General features: G+C 62.7%; 19 protein-coding genes. 3 read left to right on the plus strand and 16 right to left on the minus strand.

From position 1 onward, the window contains the following. Position 1 precedes the first annotated feature (1 nt). The 13 genes from ccmB to mutL form a co-directional block, all read right to left on the minus strand. Entirely contained in the window at positions 2–670 is a 669-nt protein-coding gene (gene ccmB / locus PSUB009319_RS16875) for a heme exporter protein CcmB (protein WP_124383349.1), read from the minus strand. Continuing rightward, positions 667–1,308: a cytochrome c biogenesis heme-transporting ATPase CcmA gene (gene ccmA, locus PSUB009319_RS16880; RefSeq protein ID WP_124383350.1), complete on the minus strand. Its 642-nt coding sequence runs from the start codon at positions 1,306–1,308 to the stop codon at positions 667–669. Before ccmA ends, ccmB begins: the two co-directional genes overlap by 4 nt. A 51-nt stretch (positions 1,309–1,359) precedes the next feature. Then, positions 1,360–1,947 (minus strand): cytochrome c3 family protein, encoded by a 588-nt coding sequence (locus PSUB009319_RS16885; protein ID WP_124383351.1) that lies wholly within the window; start codon positions 1,945–1,947, stop codon positions 1,360–1,362. 12 nt (positions 1,948–1,959) lie between these two features. Then, complete coding sequence (locus tag PSUB009319_RS16890; protein ID WP_124383352.1) at positions 1,960–2,463, minus strand: nitrate reductase cytochrome c-type subunit; 504 nt, start codon at positions 2,461–2,463, stop codon at positions 1,960–1,962. Positions 2,464–2,503: 40 nt separating this feature from the next. After that, positions 2,504–5,020: a periplasmic nitrate reductase subunit alpha gene (gene napA / locus PSUB009319_RS16895; protein ID WP_124383353.1), complete on the minus strand. Its 2,517-nt coding sequence runs from the start codon at positions 5,018–5,020 to the stop codon at positions 2,504–2,506. Next, on the minus strand, positions 4,992–5,333 hold the full coding sequence (locus PSUB009319_RS16900; RefSeq protein ID WP_124383354.1) for a chaperone NapD: 342 nt from the start codon (positions 5,331–5,333) through the stop codon (positions 4,992–4,994). The genes napA and PSUB009319_RS16900 overlap by 29 nt, the downstream gene beginning before the upstream one ends. A gap of 85 nt (positions 5,334–5,418) precedes the next feature. Continuing rightward, entirely contained in the window at positions 5,419–5,583 is a 165-nt protein-coding gene (gene napE, locus PSUB009319_RS16905; protein ID WP_374704207.1) for a periplasmic nitrate reductase, NapE protein, read from the minus strand. Between the two features lie 161 nt (positions 5,584–5,744). After that, complete coding sequence (locus PSUB009319_RS16910; protein ID WP_124383356.1) at positions 5,745–6,395, minus strand: DNA-3-methyladenine glycosylase; 651 nt, start codon at positions 6,393–6,395, stop codon at positions 5,745–5,747. Between the two features lie 15 nt (positions 6,396–6,410). After that, positions 6,411–7,067 carry a DNA oxidative demethylase AlkB gene (gene alkB, locus PSUB009319_RS16915; protein ID WP_124383357.1) on the minus strand — a complete coding sequence of 219 codons (657 nt, stop codon included), beginning with the start codon at positions 7,065–7,067 and terminating at the stop codon, positions 6,411–6,413. A 10-nt stretch (positions 7,068–7,077) separates the two neighbouring features. After that, the gene (locus PSUB009319_RS16920; RefSeq protein ID WP_124383358.1) at positions 7,078–7,818 is read right to left on the minus strand and encodes a 2OG-Fe(II) oxygenase; all 741 of its coding nucleotides are present in this window, start codon (positions 7,816–7,818) and stop codon (positions 7,078–7,080) included. 82 nt (positions 7,819–7,900) lie between these two features. Then, entirely contained in the window at positions 7,901–8,440 is a 540-nt protein-coding gene (locus PSUB009319_RS16925; RefSeq protein ID WP_124383359.1) for a GNAT family N-acetyltransferase, read from the minus strand. Beyond that, positions 8,437–9,420 carry a tRNA (adenosine(37)-N6)-dimethylallyltransferase MiaA gene (gene miaA / locus PSUB009319_RS16930; protein ID WP_124383360.1) on the minus strand — a complete coding sequence of 328 codons (984 nt, stop codon included), beginning with the start codon at positions 9,418–9,420 and terminating at the stop codon, positions 8,437–8,439. The genes PSUB009319_RS16925 and miaA overlap by 4 nt, the downstream gene beginning before the upstream one ends. Before the next feature lie 7 nt (positions 9,421–9,427). Continuing rightward, entirely contained in the window at positions 9,428–11,332 is a 1,905-nt protein-coding gene (gene mutL, locus PSUB009319_RS16935; RefSeq protein WP_124383361.1) for a DNA mismatch repair endonuclease MutL, read from the minus strand. A gap of 135 nt (positions 11,333–11,467) precedes the next feature. On the opposite strand from mutL, the gene PSUB009319_RS16940 reads away from it, so the two are divergent. After that, entirely contained in the window at positions 11,468–12,115 is a 648-nt protein-coding gene (locus tag PSUB009319_RS16940) for a VTT domain-containing protein (protein ID WP_124383362.1), read from the plus strand. Between the two features lie 3 nt (positions 12,116–12,118). Here the strand turns inward: PSUB009319_RS16940 and PSUB009319_RS16945 are convergent, their stop codons facing one another. After that, on the minus strand, positions 12,119–12,964 hold the full coding sequence (locus PSUB009319_RS16945; protein ID WP_124383363.1) for a SirB1 family protein: 846 nt from the start codon (positions 12,962–12,964) through the stop codon (positions 12,119–12,121). Next, the gene (murJ, locus tag PSUB009319_RS16950) at positions 12,964–14,517 is read right to left on the minus strand and encodes a murein biosynthesis integral membrane protein MurJ (protein WP_124383364.1); all 1,554 of its coding nucleotides are present in this window, start codon (positions 14,515–14,517) and stop codon (positions 12,964–12,966) included. The genes PSUB009319_RS16945 and murJ overlap by 1 nt, the downstream gene beginning before the upstream one ends. Before the next feature lie 296 nt (positions 14,518–14,813). Here murJ and rpsT point away from each other — a divergent pair, with 296 nt between their 5' ends. After that, positions 14,814–15,080, plus strand: a complete 267-nt coding sequence (rpsT, locus tag PSUB009319_RS16955; RefSeq protein WP_004631753.1) for a 30S ribosomal protein S20 — start codon at positions 14,814–14,816, stop codon at positions 15,078–15,080. Between the two features lie 139 nt (positions 15,081–15,219). Here the strand turns inward: rpsT and PSUB009319_RS16960 are convergent, their stop codons facing one another. After that, positions 15,220–15,543, minus strand: a complete 324-nt coding sequence (locus tag PSUB009319_RS16960; RefSeq protein ID WP_065859800.1) for a DUF3579 domain-containing protein — start codon at positions 15,541–15,543, stop codon at positions 15,220–15,222. A gap of 367 nt (positions 15,544–15,910) precedes the next feature. Between PSUB009319_RS16960 and argF the strand changes: the two genes are divergently transcribed. Next, positions 15,911–16,837 (plus strand): ornithine carbamoyltransferase, encoded by a 927-nt coding sequence (argF, locus tag PSUB009319_RS16965; protein ID WP_124383365.1) that lies wholly within the window; start codon positions 15,911–15,913, stop codon positions 16,835–16,837. Positions 16,838–16,883: the final 46 nt, after the last annotated feature.

The following is a 16,883-nucleotide window of genomic DNA, read 5'->3' on the forward strand; positions in this document are numbered from 1 at the left end:
GTCATTCCACGGCAATGCGCAGCCCGGCAGCGGCGGCCAGCGGGCAAACGAACAATGACAACGCCAGGCACGCGCCCAGCAGCGAGAAGTGCGGCATGACATTGAGCCCCGCATCGGCAGCCGAACCTGCGCCCGCGCCAAACACAAGCACCGGCACACACAGCGGCAGGACGAGGATGCACAACAGCGCCGCCCCGTTGCGCACACCCAGCGTGAGCGCTGCACCCACCGCGCCGATCAGCGCAATGGCCGGCGTGCCGATCAGCAACGTGGCCGTCAGCAGCAGCGTTGTATGCAGCGGCAGGCTGTACTGCTGCGCGAGGATGGGCGTCAGAAGCAACAGCGGCAGCCCGCTTGCGAGCCAATGCGCAGCAATCTTGGTCAGCACAATCAACGCAAGCGGATGCGGCGATAGCAGCAGTTGGTCGAGGGTGCCATCCGCGTGTTCCTGCGCAAACAGCCGCGACAGAGACAGCATTGACGCAAGCAGCGCCGCGACCCAGAGGATGCCCGGCGCGAGCATGCGCAACTGCTGCGGGTCGGGCCCGATCGCCAGCGGGAACAAGCTCGCCGCAATCACGTAGAACACTACGCCGCTGACCAGGTTGCCCCGTCGCCGCCATGAGAGCGCCAGATCGTGCCGCAAGACGGCTATCAGCATCGGCTTCATGCTGTGCCCCCCTTAAGCCGCAGTACGCGGTCGGCGCCTTCGGGGCGTGCCAGCACTTGGTGCGTGGTCATGATCGCCATGCCGCCGGCGCGCAAATGTGCATCCAGTTGTGCGGTGAAGAGGCCGGCTGCGTGGTCATCGAGCGAGGCAATCGGCTCGTCCAGTAGCCACAGCTCGCGCCGCGCAATGAGCAGCCGGGCCAGCGCCACGCGCCGCCGCTGCCCTTGCGACAGCTTGCGCACGGGCGTGGCGGCGAGCTTGCCGAGTTCAAGCGCTTCCAGTGCGGGGCGGATGCCAGCGGGCTCGGAGTCGGAGTCGGCGTCGCGCTGGCCGGCCAGTTGCATGGCCAAACGCAGGCTCTCTGCAACGGTGAGGTCGGGATCGATGCCGTTGGTGTGTCCTACGTAGCAGAGGGCGCCAAGAAAGGTCGGGTCGCCGCTGCGTACCCGCGCGCCATGCCAAGTGAGCGAGCCGCTGGCCGGTGCCAGCAAGCCGCAGAGCACGCGCAGCAGCGTGGTCTTTCCGCTGCCGTTGGCACCCGTCACCTGTACCAGCTCGCCCGCCGATACCGAGAGATCCAGCTCGCGGAAGATCCGGCGGCCGGCGCGCGAAAACGTCAATTGGCTGGCAACAAGCACGGCAAGGACCTGCGTAAAACGGAGTACGGCGCCGACAGCACGTTCACGTGCTTACTCGGTCTTCATCTTCGACATATCGGGCAGATGGTGCGCAATGCCCTTGTGGCAGTCGATACAGGTCTTCTCTTTGCTGCCCAAATACTGGGCGTGCATGGCAGACGCGCGTGGGCTCTGCCGCGTGAAGTCCATCGATTCGTAGTTGTGGCAGTTGCGGCATTCCAATGAATCGTTGGCCTTCAGGCGATCCCATTCGTGCTGGGCCAGTTCGAGCCGGTGGGCCTCGAATTTCTCACGCGTGTCGATGGTGCCAAAAATCTTGCCCCAGACTTCCTTCGAGGCCTGCATCTTGCGCGCGATCTTGTTCGTCCAGGCGTGCGGAACGTGGCAGTTGGAGCAGATTGCGCGGACACCGCTGCGGTTGGTGTAGTGGATCGTGCTTTGCAGTTCTTGATACACGTTGTCGCGCATTTCGTGGCAACCCGTGCAGAACGCTTCGGTGTTGGTTACTTCCATCGCGGTGTTAAACGCGCCCCAGAACACCACGCCCGCAACAAAGCCGCCCAACGTCAGAAAGCCCAGGCTGAAATACGCGCTGGGCCGGTTGATCGTTTTCCAGTAACGCTTGATCAGGTCGAACATGGCTGCACCGCCTCAGTTCTTGTCAACGCTCTTGCCATCAGGCTTGCGTTTGAGCAGTTGATCGACATCGACGAACGTATTGGTGATGAGTGGCTTGGCGTCGGCCTGCGGCACGTGGCATTGGGTGCAGAAGAAGCGGCGCGGCGAAACGTCGGCCAGTTGGTGGCCATCGCGGTCAACGTAGTGCGTCGGGCTGATCGCGATCGCACGCATTTCCTCGGCCTTCGTGCGCGCGTGGCAGGACAGACAACCGTTGTGATCCTTGTTGATCTGATACATGTAGGTGCCATCGATCTTGTGCGGAATCGTCGGTGGCTGTCCGGTGTAGTTGCGCTCGCGCCGAACGTCCTTGTTCTCGGTCGGATACAGGATCGGTGGCGTCGATTCGGCGGCGATCGGCGTCGGGCCGCGCATGGCGTCGACTACGCCTTGGGCCTGCGCGGGCAAGTTGGCAAGGGTCGCCAGCAGTAGCGCGCAGATGGCGGCTGGCAGTCCCAAGAATCGGCTGAGCTTCATGACGTTTTCCTGTTGCGCGTGTGTCGTCTGCCTGCGCTCATCAGACCTTTACGATCTTGACGGCGCATTTCTTGAAATCCGTCTGCAGCGAGATCGGGCAGGTGGCGTCCAATGTGACCTTGTTGATGAGCTGGCTGGCATCGAACCAGGGCACGAACACCAGTCCCTTCGGCGGCTGGTTGCGGCCGCGCGTTTCAATGCGGGTGCGCATCTTCCCGCGTCGTGAGATCACCTCGACCTCAACACCGCGCCGCAGCCCCAGGTTCTTCGCGTCTTCCGGGTGCATGAAGCAAACCGCATTTGGAAATGCGCGATACAGCTCGGGCACACGGCGCGTCATTGAGCCTGAGTGCCAGTGTTCCAGCACGCGGCCGGTCGACAACCAGAACGGGTATTCCTTGTCCGGCACTTCCGGCGGCGCCTCATAGGGCAGGGCGAAGATCACCGCCTTGCCGTCAGGGTTGCCGTAGAACTGATATCCGGTTCCAGCCTTGACGTATGGGTCGCTGCCTTCTTTGTAGCGCCAGCGCGTTTCCTTGCCATTGACCACGGGCCAGCGCAGCCCGCGCGCCTTGTGATAGTCGTCAAACGGTGCGAGGTCGTGGCCGTGGCCGCGCCCGAAGCTTGCGTATTCTTCGAACAGGCCCTTCTGGATGTAGAAGCCGAACGCTTTGGCTTCTGCATTGTGGTATTCCGGGTCGACGTCATTGAGTGGGAACTTGTCGACGTTGCCGTTGCGGTAGAGCACGTCGTAGAGCGTCTTGCCGCGCAGCTCCGGCTTCTTGGCGATGAGTTCTTCCGGCCAGACTTCTTCTACCTTGAAGCGCTTGGAAAATTCCACCAGTTGCCACAGGTCGGAGCGCGCCTCGCCCGGCGCATCAACAAGCTGATGCCAGAACTGCGTGCGGCGCTCGGCGTTGCCGTAGGCGCCTTCCTTCTCGACCCACATTGCGCTGGGCAGAATCAGGTCGGCGGCCAGCGCCGTGACGGTCGGGTACGCGTCTGAGACGACGATGAAGTTCTCCGGATTGCGATAGCCCGGGTAGCCTTCCTCGTTGATGTTGGCCCCGGCCTGCATGTTGTTGTTGACCTGCACCCAGTAGGCATTGAGCTTGCCGTCCTTGAGCATGCGGTTTTGCAGCACGGCGTGATAGCCCGGCTTCTCCGGGACCGTGCCGGCGGGCAGCTTCCAGATGTGCTCGGCTTCTTCACGGTGCTTCGGGTTGGTCACCACCATGTCGGCCGGTAAGCGGTGCGAGAACGTGCCCACTTCACGTGCGGTGCCGCAAGCCGAAGGCTGGCCCGTCAGCGAGAACGGGCTGTTGCCCGGCGTAGCGATCTTCCCGGTCAGCAGGTGCAGGTTGTAGACCATGTTGTTTGCCCAGGTGCCACGGGTGTGCTGGTTGAAACCCATGGTCCAGAGCGACACGACCTTGATCTTCGGATCGGCGTACAGCTCGGCCAGCTTTTGAAGCTGCTGCTTGAACTCCTTCTCTTTGCTCTTGTCCGGGTTCGCCAGCTTGGTGGTGTAGTCCAGATCGTACGTTGAGACGAATTTCGCGAACTCGTCGAACGAGATCGGCTTGGAGTCGCCCACCTTGTCGGCGTTCTTGGCGGCCTTCTGCAGCGGATTGTCCGGACGCAGACCGTAGCCGATATCGGTCACTCCCTTCTTGAAGACCGTGTGCTTGTTGACGAAGTCTGTGTTGACCTTCTTGTTGGTGATGATGTAGTTCGCGATGTAGTTGAGCATCGCGAGATCGGCCTGCGGCGTGAAGACGATCGGAATGTCGGCCAGATCGAACGAACGGTGCGTGAACGTCGACAGCACCGCCACCTTCGTCTTGGGCGCAGAGAGGCGCCGGTCAGTCACTCGGGACCACAGGATGGGGTGCATCTCCGCCATGTTCGAGCCCCACAGCACGAATGCGTCGGTGGCTTCGAAGTCGTCATAGCAACCCATCGGCTCGTCCATGCCGAAGGTGCGCATGAACCCCGCCACAGCAGAGGCCATGCAATGGCGCGCGTTGGGGTCGAGGTTGTTGGAGCGAAAGCCGGCCTTCATCAGCTTGACGGCGGCGTAGCCCTCAAAAACGGTCCACTGACCCGAGCCGAACATGCCCACGGCGGTCGGGCCCTTTTCCTTGATGACGCGCTTGAACTGCACCGCCATCTCGTCGAACGCGCGGTCCCAGCTTACGGGCGTGAAATCGCCGTTCTTGTCGTACTTGCCGTTCTTCATGCGCAGCAGCGGCTGGGTCAGCCGGTCTTTGCCGTACATGATCTTCGAGAGGAAGTAGCCCTTGACGCAGTTCAGGCCGCGATTGACCTCGGCTTTCGGATCGCCCTGCGTGGCTACCACACGGTTATCCTTGACGGCCACCTCAACGCCGCAGCCCGTGCCGCAAAACCGGCAAGGCGCTTTCGACCACTTGAGCTGCGTCAGCTCTTTATCGGTGACGAGATTGGCGGCGCTGGCGGGAAGCGTGACCCCCGCCACCGAAGCCGTGGCGGCGGCGGCGGTCTGCTTAATGAACGCGCGGCGAGAGACTTTCATCGTCCATTTCCTCATTCATGGCGTCTGCCATTTCGTTGTGCTGGTAGATCAGGGCGGTGTTGAGCACGCCATCGATCTGCTGAATGAATGTCAGGTGAGCTGCGATGGCGCGCGAACTGGGCGCCTCGAGCGTGACTACGAGCTTGCCGTTGTCGCTGGTTGCGTGAATTTCGCTGCCCGCGATGGCTTCGACGGCCTCGCTTACGGAGGCGATGTGGGTGGGCCGCGCTTGGACCATGACCCCGGCGATATGCCACTCGTCATCAAGCGGCGCCGGCCGAACGGGGATATCTATTTTTTTTGTGTTTCGCATGACCGCGCTTTAGCGATAAACGCCTAATTAATCAGTGCTGCGCAAACATACAGCTCGACCGCCCTTAACTCCCCCGGGCGGTAAATCAATGCGTTGGCGGACCGCTGAGTAGTTGGGTTGCCCAAACAATAAAGCCATATCCAGCAACGATAATGACGGAGAGAACCGGTACCATCACGGCTGTCAGAAACACGAAGCTTCGCAGCTCTTCGGATTTACGTTGCGCGTCAATGTTTTGGGGCTGTTCCACGATGACTCGATCAGTAATGAGCGGCGCAGTTGGCATGCGAACGTTTTACAGTAAAGCGAAAGTTACGTCGGAATTCAAGGTCTCCGCATACTCTCAGCGTTGCATATGTCGCGCAAGCAATATGTAGTAGGAGGCATGATCTGGCGCAATGCTTGCCGGGTTCACGCGCATGAAAGATTGACAGGCACGCGCCATAAATACCAAGCCGCAACGGTTCGATATGGGCTCCACGCGAGCCCGATCTTCTCCATCTGTTTGCGCGTGGGCGTGGTGTCGAGCCGTTTCAGGCGACGGTAACCGTCGCGTACGCCGAAGTCGTCGGCGGGCAGGATGTCGGAGCGCTCCAGCGTGTAGATCAGCAACATCTCGACCGTCCACCGCCCCACCCCCCGCAGTGTCGTGAGCCGATCGATGAGCGCTTCGTCGGGCATGGCGAGCGCCTGTTTGCGCGTGGGCACGACGCCGTCAAGCGTGGCTTGTGCGATGCCGCGAATCGTCGCTTGTTTGGTCGCGGAGAAACCACAGCTGCGCAGTGCTGCGTCGTCGGTATCGAGCACCTGCTGCGGCGCAGGAAATTCGGCACCGGAGTACAACGCAAGGAAGCGGCCGAGGATGGCGTCACCGGCCTTGGCATGCAACTGCTGATATGCGATGGCGCGGATCAGTGCTTCGTAAGGTTCGCGCGCGGGCTTGGCGGCATGGCCGCATGGGCCAATAGCGGCGACGTGGCGCGCCCAGTCTTCGTCGAGCATGGTCAGGAAGGTTGCGGCTTGCTGGTAGGCGCGCTCGGATAGGTCTGCGGCGATGGTCATACGGTGGTTTGCCGGTCAACCGGCCTTGCGGAACGTGAGGTTGATGCGCTGGCTGCCCAGCAATGCGTGCGGGTGGTCTTTGAGCGGCGCGACGCCGTGATAGCGCAGGCGATCCGGGCCGCCCCAGATGACGACATCACCATGAAAGAGCGGAATGCGCTGCGTTTTATCGGCGCGGCGGTGTCCACCAAACAGGAAGATGGCCGGCATGCCGAGCGAGACGGACACGATGGGCGCGCTGTAATCCTGTTCGTCTTTGTCTTGATGCAGCGATAGGCGCGCGCCGGGCACGTAGCGGTTGATGAGACAGGCGTCTGGCGTGAAACCCGGGAAACCCGCTTCAGAGGCGGCGTTGCGGGCGAGGCGCAGGAACACGTCGGGCAGCGGTGGCCACGGGTTGCCGCTGAGCGGGTCGAGCGTGGCATACCGGTAGCCACGGCGGTCGGACGTCCAGCCCAGCGTGCCGCTGTTGGTGAGTGCGACCGACATCTCGAAGCCGCCCGGCGTGACCATGTGACGAAACGCTGCTTGATGCGCGACGGCGTCCACCGCAGCGAGCAGCGCCGGCGCATCGCTCAACGCAAAACCGCGCAGCACGAACGCAGCCTCGCCGAGCACAATGCGCGCGTCGTCAGCAGGCAGATGGTCGGCAAACAAATCGCCGGTGGTCATGGTGAAGTGGCTACAGCGCGTCGTGGAAGATGATGCCGACAGTATGCCGTCGGCCGGAACGCAAGCGGCTCACGCCGTGGCGCATGTTCACGCGGTACGTGCCGCGTGTGCCTTGTACCGGGCGATGGTGCACCGCGAAAACGACCGCATCGCCTTTGGACAATGGCACCACCTCGGGGCGTGATTGCATGCGCGGGCGCTGCTCGGTCATGACGAATTCGCCGCCGGTGAAATCGCCGCCGGGTTCAGACAACAGGATGGCGATCTGCAGCGGAAAGACGTGTTCGCCGTAGAGGTCCTGGTGCAGGCAGTTGTAGTCGCCGGGGCCGTATTGCAGGATCAGCGGGGTGGGGCGCAACTGGCCGGCTTCGTGGCAGCGGCGCAGAAAATCGGCATGCTCGGCGGGATAACGCACATCGATGCCCAGCGCCTGGTTCCAGCGGTTGCCGATGGTTGCCAGCGGCGGGTAGAGCGATGTGCGTAACTGTGCGATCAGGTCCGGCAGCGGGTAGGCGAAATATTGATATTCACCGCGGCCGAAGCCATGGCGCTCCATCACCACGCGCGAGCGATACAGGCGGTCTTGCGGGTATAGCGCGGCCAGGGCGTCGCAGGCGCCGTGGGTTAGCAGGCTCGGCAGCACCGCGCTGCCGACCTCGTTGAGGGCATCTTCAACGGCATGCCAGTCGGTGCCATCAAGATTTGAGCGGTGCCCCGCGCTGATATGCGCGGCGGCCGTGGAAGGCGGCATATGTGCTCCATTGTTGGAGGTTCGATATGCCAAGCCTACGCTCACGGGAGTGCACTAGGCACTCCGGAGCTTGCGATCAAATTCAGGCCTGCGTGACTTGCGCGGCCAGGCCGGAAGGCATCGGGATGGCCGCCAGCTTGTCCAGCGCATCACCCGTGGCGCGGCAGATGCGCCACTCGGGCAGCACATCAGCGCCCATGGCCTCGTAGAAGGCGATGGATGGCGCATTCCAGTCGAGCACGCTCCACTCGAAGCGGCCGCAGTCGCGCTCCTGCGCCAGGCGCGCGAGGTGAATCAACAGTGCGCGGCCGATGCCGAGGCCGCGACACTCGGGTTCCACGAACAGGTCTTCCAGATACAGGCCGGGCTTGCACAGGAAGGTCGAGAAATTGTGGAAGAACAGCGCAAAGCCCACGGCCCGGCCCTCGACTTCCGCCATCACCGCTTCGCAATACGGGCGCGGCCCGAACAGCATCGTGGCGAGCGCCTCGGGCGTGGTCTGCACGAGGTGTGTGAGCTTTTCGTATTCGGCCAGCGCGCAGATCAGACGGACCAGCGCGGCGCAGTCATCCGGCGTGGCGGCGCGCAGTGTGAACGTGGCGTCGGCGTCGGTAGTTGTCATTGCGATTCCAGTGAGGTTTGGACCAGGCGCGCGACCTGGTCGACGTAATCGGGCGCCAGGCAATCGACCACGTGCCGCTCCGGCGTGCTGCGCAGCCACGTAATCTGGCGCTTGCAGAGCTGGCGCGTTGCGGCGATGCCCTGTTCGCGCAGGGCAGTCTGGTCGATCTCGCCATCGAGATAGGCCCACGCCTGGCGATAACCCACGCAGCGGATGGACGGCAGCGTGGGCGAAAGATCGCCACGGCGGCGCAAGCTTTCCACCTCGTCGAGCAGGCCGCTGGCGAGCATCGCATCGAAGCGCTGGGCAATGCGTGCGTGGAGTACGAGCCGGTCCGACGGCTCCAATGCAATCGTCAGATAAGGCGCGGCGGCATCGTGCTGTTGGAACGCATTCGCGCCAACCTCGCGTGCGAGCAGTGCCGACATGGGTTGGCCTGTCAGCCGATACAGCTCCAGCGCGCGCTGAATGCGTTGCGCATCCGTCGTATGCAGCCGCGCAGCGGTGATTGGATCGACCAGCGCGAGCTTCGCATGCAGCGCGGGCCAACCGCTGCGCGCAGCTTCGGCGTCGATCTCGGCGCGGATGGCCGGGTCAGCGCCGGGCAAATCGGAGAGACCTTGCGTGAGCGCCTTGTAGTACAGCATCGTGCCGCCCACGATCAGCGGCAGCTTGCCGCGCGCGCGGATGGCGTCGATCAGCGCGTTCGTATCGTTCGCAAACTGCGCGGCCGAATACGCATCGAGCGGATCAATGATGTCGATCAGATGGTGCGGGGCGATGGCCTGTTCTTCAGTGCTGGGCTTGGCGGTGCCGATGTCCATGCCGCGATACACCAGCGCGGAATCCATGCTGATGATTTCGACGGGCCAGCGTTTGGCCAGCTCCAATGCGGCGGCGGTTTTGCCGGATGCGGTGGGGCCGAGCAGGCAGATGGCGCGCGGCGCAGCGGGGGACACAAATTCGGAAGACACGATCATCACAAACTCACTGGCCGCGCAGGAACAGGCGGTCCAGGTCGGCCACGGTCAACTGAATCCACGTCGGGCGGCCGTGGTTGCACTGGTCGGCGCGTTCGGTGGCTTCCATCTGGCGCAGCAGCGCGTTCATCTCGTCCAGATTCAGGCGGCGGTTGGCGCGTACGGCGGAGTGGCACGCCAGCGTTGCGAGCAGTTCATTCTGGCGCTCAGCCAGCACGCGCGAGCCTCCGTAGGCTTGCAGATCGCGCAGCACGTCGCGAGCAAGTGCTTGCGCATCGGCCTTCTGCAGCAGCGTCGGCACCGATCGCACTGCCAGCGTGGTGGGCGACACGGCTGAGATATCGAAGCCAAGCAGCGTGAGCGTGTCGCGGAATTCCTCTGCTGTGCCGATTTCCACTGCGCTCGCGGCAAACGTGACCGGAATCAGCAGCGGCTGGACTTCGACGCGTTTTGCTTCCAGCGCCGTCTTCAATTGTTCATACAGGATGCGCTCGTGTGCGGCGTGCATGTCGACCAGCACCATGCCACGTGCGTTCTGCGCCAGCACGTAAATGCCGTGCAACTGGGCGACTGCGAAGCCGAGCGGGTAAGCGTCGTCGTCGACTGGCTGCGCACCGGCAGGTTCTGCGACGGCGGTGGGCGCGTCGGCAGTCGCGGTGCCGCCATCGAACAACGTTGCAGCGCTTGGCACGTCGGCCATCCAAGCCGGACGGCTTGGCGGCATCGGCGCGCTGTCACCACGCATCATCGACAGATATTCGGCACGCGGCTGCGCAATGCCGAGCGACGTCTGGCGTGCAGCCATCTGGTTGATCCAGCGCGTGGTGTTGTCGACAGGCGAGGGCGCGGCCGATACCTCGGGTGCATCCGCAATGTCGGTGCGCAGGCTGTCGCCCTGCTCACCGGCATGGCGTGCCAGCGCGCGTTGGATCGCGTGGTAAACGAACTGGTGCACGGCGCGGCTGTCGCGGAAGCGCACCTCGATCTTGGACGGATGCACATTCACGTCAACGGCTTCGGGCGGCAGCTCCAGGCACAGCACGTAGGCAGGAAAGCGGTCGCCGTGCAGCACGTCTTCATAGGCGCTGCGCACCGCGTGCGTGAGCAGGCGATCACGCACAAAGCGGCCGTTGACGTAGAAAAACTGGTGGTCCGCCCGGCCGCGCGAAGCGGTCGGCAGGCCGGCAAAGCCGAAGAGGCGCAGCTCGCCTGCGGCCTCTTCAAATGGCAGGCGCGCGCGGGCGAACTCAGTGCCGAGGACGGCGGCCGTGCGTGAATCCGCCTGCGTGGCATTCCAGTGCTCCAGGGGCTTGCCGTTGTGATGCACGGAGATGGCCACGTCGGGCCGCGCGAGCGCGGTGCGGCGGATGACTTCCATGCAATGGCCCAGCTCGGTCTGCTCGGTCTTGAGGAATTTGCGGCGCGCCGGCGTGTTGAAGTACAGATGCTGCACGTCGACGGTGGTGCCGACGCCACCCGAGGCCGGCTGCGCGCGCCCCGTTTGCGCAATGATTTGCGTAGCGTGCGCGTCATGGGCGGTGCGCGAGGTGAGCGTCAACTCAGCCACCGAGGCAATCGAGGCCAGTGCCTCACCGCGAAACCCGAGCGTCGCCACCGATTCCAGCTCTTCCAGCGAGCCGATCTTGCTCGTCGCATGCCGCATCAGCGCGACAGGCAGTTCACCGGCCGGAATGCCGCCGCCGTTGTCGGTAATGGCGATGCGCCGCACGCCGCCTTCCTCCAACTTGATCTGGAGTTGGGTGGCGCCAGCGTCCAGCGCGTTTTCCAGCAGTTCCTTGACCACAGAAGCCGGCCGCTCCACCACCTCGCCGGCCGCGATCTGGCTGATCAGCTGATCGGGAAGGGGGCGGATGGGGCGGCGGGAGGCGGCGGAATCAAGGGCGGAATTCATCGCGGCATTATAAATGTCATGCCCTGCGCCGCGTGCGGACGAGAAGCCCCCACGCCCCCATTCAGGGCTAGGGGAAATCTAAGTCGCATCCGGTATCATTCCCCGCTCGTTTAGGGGGATGGTTTGGATATCGTGATGCAACTGGTCGACATCGTGCTGCATGTCGACAAATCGCTGGGCCTGCTGATTCAGCAGTACGGCGCGTGGGTATACGTGCTGCTGTTCGCCATCGTGTTTGCCGAAACCGGCCTGGTGGTGCTGCCGTTCCTGCCGGGCGACACGCTGCTCTTCATTGCCGGCGCCATGTGCGCCACCGGCCAGATGGACGCCTGGCTGCTGATTGTTCTGCTGGTGAGCGCCGCAGTCACGGGCAATACCGTCAACTATTTCGTCGGTTCCTGGATCGGCCCCAAGGTATTTGACGGTCACATCCGCTTTCTTGATCACGAAGCGCTGATGAAGACGCACGGTTTCTACGAGCGCCACGGGGGCAAGACGCTTGTGATGGCGCGCTTCATCCCGGTGGTCCGTACGTTCGCGCCGTTCGTGGCCGGTGTGTCGAAGATGACGTTTGCCAAGTTCCAGCTCTTCAACATGATCGGCGCCGTGCTGTGGGTCGGTTTGCTGGTGGCGTCGGGTGTGTTCTTTGGCAACCTGCCCATGGTGCGTGATCACTTGAACACAATTGTGCTGATCGGCCTGGGCGCGGCGATTGTGCCGTTGGCACTCGGCGGAGTCTGGAAGCTGTTCAAGCGCCGCCGCGGCGCGGTGGCACAGAAGTAGGCGTCAATTCAAGTTCTTGCTCATGGCACGCAGCGTCGGCATGCGTTCCTTGAGCTTGGCCGTGTCGGCCGCATCGGGCCTGGCGTCTACATAGGCTTCCAGGTCTTCCAGCGCGGGCCGGAAACATTCCAGGTTGGCGTAGGCCAGCCCCCGGTCGCGCACTTCCTCGATCGAATCGGGCAGCAGGATCACCAGCCGCTGCTGCACCGCCAGCAGGCGCTGCCAGCGCGATTCCTGCAAGTAGATCGCTTTCAGATTACGCAGCATGCGCGCGACGATCTCGCGGTGCGTGGCCACCTGCAGAAACACCCCGAGCGGCACCGTGTTCGGATCTTCGATGCCTTCCTTTTCCAGGTATGGGTCGAGCATGTCCTGCAACTCTTCCTTCGACAGCGTCTGCCCCGTCAGCGGATCGAGCACGACCTCGCCCGCAGGAATGCTCATGCGCACAAGGAAGTGGTTGGGAAAGGACACGCCCTTGAGCGGCAACCCGATCTGCTGGCCGATCTCCATCAGCAGCACCGCCAATGAGATCGGAATACCGCGCCGGCTCTGCAGCACGGTGTTCAGATAGGAGTTCTCGGGGTCGTAGTAATCGTTTGCATTGGGCCCGAAACCCAGCTCGCGATAGAAGAACTGATTGAGCAGGCGCAGGCGCTGGATGGCCGGTGTGCCGTCGGCAATACGGTTCTTGATCCGCGCGACCAGCACGTCAATGGCGGCCAGTTCTGCCTGCAGGTCCAGGTCTGGATACGCGTCCTGCGCAATCGACAGGGCGGTTTCTGTGAGGGGGATGCTGTCATCGTCCGCGACCAGGGCCGAAAAGTAATCGAGGACTTTAGTGGTCATCAGATGGCCTTCTTTCGGAACGTGGAGAACTTCAATCCAGTGAGCCACAGTGTACCGAAATAGACCACCGCGCACAGGACCAGGCTTGCCCCCAGCAGCGCGATGCGCACGAGCGGCCTGGCGCCCAGCCCCACCCAATCGAAATTGTGTGCGAGCCACAGCAGCACGCTGGCCAGCAGCAGCACGGCCGACACCACCTGCGCGAGGAACAGCCCCCAGCCCGGCAGCGGGTGGTAATAGCCGCGGCGGCGCAACCCGAAGAACAACAGTGCTGCGTTGATGGTCGCGCCAAAGCTGATCGACAGCGCGAGCCCCGCATGCCCAAAGATCGGCACGAAAACAGAGTTCGACAACTGCGTCGCCACCAGCACTACCAGCGCGATCTTCACCGGCGTACGGATGTCCTGCCGTGCATAAAAGCCCGGCGCCAGGATCTTGATGACGATCAGCCCGATCAGCCCGACGCCGTACGACGTCAGTGCCTGCCGTGTCATCTCCACGTCCGTGCCGGTGAATTTGCCGTAGTGGAACAGCGTAGCCGTGAGCGGCGCGCCGAAGACGAACAGGCCTACCGCCGACGGCACCGCCAGCAGCACCGTCAGCCGCAGGCCCCAGTCCAGCAGGGACGAATATTCGTCGCGGTTGTTGTCCGCGCTCGCCTTCGACAGACTCGGCAGCAGGATCGTCCCGAGCGCCACGCCCAGCAGCGCGGTCGGGAATTCCATCAGGCGGTCAGCGTAATTCAGCCACGACACGCTGCCTGTCGGCAGACGCGAAGCGATGTTCGTATTGATGATCAGGCTGATCTGCGCGACCGACACCGACAGCGTGGCCGGCAACATCTGCTTGAGCACGCGCCGCACACCTGGGTGGTGCCACGCCGTGCGCACGTTGAATGACACGCGCGGCAGCATCCCTATGCGGCGCAACGACGGAATCTGAATGGCGAGCTGGAGAATGCCACCCACCATCACCGCATAGGCCTGCGCGTAGATGGGCGTGTCAAGAAACGGCGCCACGAACAGCGCTGCCACAATGAATGAGAGGTTCAGCAGTACCGGCGTGAACGCGGGCACCGCAAACTGCCGCCACGTATTCAGAATGCCCGACGCCAGCGCCACCAACGATACGAGCCCGATGTACGGAAACATCACTCGCGTCATGAAGATCGCCGAGATATAGGCTTGGCTCTCGTGTGTCTTGAAGCCGGTGGCGACGGCCGTGACGATCAGCGGCGCGCCGATCACGCCCAGCGCCGAGATGATCACCAGGAACCACGTCATCACCGTGGCCACCGAATCGACCAGCGCGCGCGTCTCGGCTTCGCCCTGCCGGTTCTTGAACTCGCCCAGGATCGGCACGAATGCCTGCGAAAACGCGCCCTCGGCCGAGAGCCGGCGCAGCAGGTTGGGGATGCGGAATGCGACGTTGAAGGCGTCGGTGTAGACCGAGGCGCCAAAAGCGCGGGCGATCAGGGTCTCGCGAATGAGCCCCGTGATGCGCGAGAGCATCGTCAGGCCACTGATCGTGGCGAGGGTTTTGAGGAGATTCAAGATGAATACGTGGTTGGGCGCCGCCCGAGAGGCAAACAAGGCGATGGCGGTCTGACCGATGGTGCCTTGCAGGGTTCGCGTTGGCTGGCGCAATTGCGGCCGTATTATAGGGACCGCCCCGCCAGCCGCCCAAAAGTGCCGCAAAAGCCGCAATCTGTCGTTATCCGGATGATTTCACAACAGGGTTTGCGTTGAGGGCGGAAGTCTGCGTATAATTGCCGTCTTTCACCAATTTGCGCGCTTCGGCCTTCCGTGTCTCCCGGGGCGCTTGCTACCGTTTCTTCAGGGATTTTTCCATGGCAAACACCGCACAAGCACGCAAGCGCGCACGCCAAGCCGTCGTTCAAAACGCTCACAACTCGGCTCTGCGCTCGCGTCTGCGTACCGCAATCAAGGGCGTCCGCAAGGCTGTGGCCGCTGGCGACAAGACTGCCGCTGCTGCTGCATTCAAGACCGCCCAAAGCACCATCGACAGCATCGCTGACAAGAAGATCGTTCACAAGAACAAGGCTGCGCGCGCCAAGTCGCGTCTGTCCGCTGCCATCAAGGCAATGGCTGCCTAAGTTCGGGCGATGCCGGCCTGGCCGGCATGGTGCGGCAGTAACGTCGCGCCCCGACAATAAAAAGCCCGTCTTCGGACGGGCTTTTTGCGTTCTGTGCACCTGCAATGTGTGGGCGTTGCGTCGGGTGGTCTTGGTAGCCTTAGCTTTTTGCGGGGGCACTGCCTTCCGGCAGGATGCAGGCTTCTACAAGCTGAAGGTTGTTGTCGTGCGCGAAGTTCAGCACGAAATCCAGCGCCTTGGGCTCGATGTCGCGCAGGCGCTCGTCGACGAACACGCTCCGGATGCCGCCCGACATGACAGGGCGCACATACGGCGAGTAGGTGAAGCGGGGGTCTCCGGTGTCGCCGGCGGGGCGGAACTGCGCCATGACACCGCACAGCCGATCGGCCCAGTCGCTCGGACGGAAGGTCTTTCCGTCGCGGGTGACGCCCTGGATAAAGAATTGGCGAGGGTTGGCTGCCATGGACTGCGTGGGGGTGTGGAGATTTGCAAACGACTTCGACCGCGCGGGTGCCGCAACGTTCGAACGGGGTGCACTTGTGGTGCGGATGATGCGCTTGCCTGGTTGCCGATTCATGAATCCGACGGACCGGCTTGTCATGCCGGTTTGCAGACGGTTGATGCATCCGAGGCAGCCAGTATTATATCTTATATAAGACTTTCATCGGCCTTTCAGCCGGGCCTTTGTGGTAGCCGGACAGCCCGGCGCGAAACTCGCCAAACCGGTGGCGATCCCGTATGATGGGCTGAATCTTCACCAGACAAGGCGGCTAGGGCGGCGTGCCACGGGACTTCCCGGTGCGTCATCTGCGGGCCGCCTTCGTTGTTTTATGAACCCACCAAGCTCGATCAAGCACTACCTGCAGTTCAAGGACTTTTCGCTGGAAGAGTACGAATACCTGCTGGACCGTTCCAAGATCCTCAAGGCCAAGTTCAAGAACTACGAAACGTGGCACCCGCTGCACGATCGCACGCTGGCCATGATTTTCGAGAAAAATTCCACGCGAACGCGCCTGTCGTTCGAAGCTGGCATTCACCAGCTTGGCGGCCACGCCGTCTTCCTGAATACGCGCGACTCGCAACTGGGGCGCGGTGAGCCGATCGAAGATGCCGCGCAGGTCATCTCCCGCATGACCGACATCATCATGATCCGCACCTTCGGGCAGGAGATCATTGAGCGCTTTGCCGCGCATTCGCGCGTGCCAGTCATCAACGGGCTGACCAACGAATACCACCCATGCCAGGTGCTGGCCGACATTTTCACCTTCATCGAGCAGCGCGGCCCGATCAAAGGCAAAACGGTTACCTGGGTGGGGGACGCCAACAACATGGCGTACACGTGGATCCAGGCTGCTGAAATTCTTGGCTTCCGCTTCCATTTTTCTGCACCGAAGGGCTATCAACTCGATCCGGCCATGGTGTCGGATTCCAGCTTGCCGTTCGTGCACGTGTTTGACAGCCCGCTCGAGGCCTGCGATGGCGCGCATCTGGTGACCACCGACGTGTGGACCAGTATGGGCTACGAGGCGGAGAACGAAGCGCGCAAGAAAGCCTTCGGTGATTGGATGGTTACCGAGGCGATGATGCAGCGCGCACAACCTGATGCACTCTTCATGCACTGCCTGCCGGCACACCGCGGTGAGGAGGTCGAGGCGGCCGTCATCGACGGCAAGCAGAGCGTGGTGTGGGACGAAGCGGAAAACCGCCTGCACGTGCAGAAGGCGCTGATGGAATATCTGCTCTGCGGCCGTTACTAAGCCCGAGTCTGAAGCCATAGAAAAAGGCCGCTCCGATTTATGTCGG

The organism is Ralstonia sp. SET104 (assembly GCF_003851545.1).
Taxonomy (GTDB): domain Bacteria; phylum Pseudomonadota; class Gammaproteobacteria; order Burkholderiales; family Burkholderiaceae; genus Ralstonia.

What these genes read in the sequence shown, in the direction of transcription:
- miaA (WP_124383360.1), bottom strand. Translation starts at nt 9,420, where the DNA reads ATGATCGTGTCTTCCGAATTTGTGTCCCCCGCTGCGCCGCGCGCCATC.
- PSUB009319_RS16945 (WP_124383363.1), bottom strand. Translation starts at nt 12,964, where the DNA reads ATGACCACTAAAGTCCTCGATTACTTTTCGGCCCTGGTCGCGGACGAT.
- napA (WP_124383353.1), bottom strand. Translation starts at nt 5,020, where the DNA reads ATGAAAGTCTCTCGCCGCGCGTTCATTAAGCAGACCGCCGCCGCCGCC.
- PSUB009319_RS16910 (WP_124383356.1), bottom strand. Translation starts at nt 6,395, where the DNA reads ATGACCATCGCCGCAGACCTATCCGAGCGCGCCTACCAGCAAGCCGCA.
- PSUB009319_RS16940 (WP_124383362.1), top strand. Translation starts at nt 11,468, where the DNA reads ATGCAACTGGTCGACATCGTGCTGCATGTCGACAAATCGCTGGGCCTG.
- mutL (WP_124383361.1), bottom strand. Translation starts at nt 11,332, where the DNA reads ATGAATTCCGCCCTTGATTCCGCCGCCTCCCGCCGCCCCATCCGCCCC.
- ccmB (WP_124383349.1), bottom strand. Translation starts at nt 670, where the DNA reads ATGAAGCCGATGCTGATAGCCGTCTTGCGGCACGATCTGGCGCTCTCA.
- PSUB009319_RS16920 (WP_124383358.1), bottom strand. Translation starts at nt 7,818, where the DNA reads ATGCCGCCTTCCACGGCCGCCGCGCATATCAGCGCGGGGCACCGCTCA.
- argF (WP_124383365.1), top strand. Translation starts at nt 15,911, where the DNA reads ATGAACCCACCAAGCTCGATCAAGCACTACCTGCAGTTCAAGGACTTT.
- PSUB009319_RS16900 (WP_124383354.1), bottom strand. Translation starts at nt 5,333, where the DNA reads ATGCGAAACACAAAAAAAATAGATATCCCCGTTCGGCCGGCGCCGCTT.
- rpsT (WP_004631753.1), top strand. Translation starts at nt 14,814, where the DNA reads ATGGCAAACACCGCACAAGCACGCAAGCGCGCACGCCAAGCCGTCGTT.
- PSUB009319_RS16890 (WP_124383352.1), bottom strand. Translation starts at nt 2,463, where the DNA reads ATGAAGCTCAGCCGATTCTTGGGACTGCCAGCCGCCATCTGCGCGCTA.
- PSUB009319_RS16885 (WP_124383351.1), bottom strand. Translation starts at nt 1,947, where the DNA reads ATGTTCGACCTGATCAAGCGTTACTGGAAAACGATCAACCGGCCCAGC.
- alkB (WP_124383357.1), bottom strand. Translation starts at nt 7,067, where the DNA reads ATGACCACCGGCGATTTGTTTGCCGACCATCTGCCTGCTGACGACGCG.
- PSUB009319_RS16925 (WP_124383359.1), bottom strand. Translation starts at nt 8,440, where the DNA reads ATGACAACTACCGACGCCGACGCCACGTTCACACTGCGCGCCGCCACG.
- PSUB009319_RS16960 (WP_065859800.1), bottom strand. Translation starts at nt 15,543, where the DNA reads ATGGCAGCCAACCCTCGCCAATTCTTTATCCAGGGCGTCACCCGCGAC.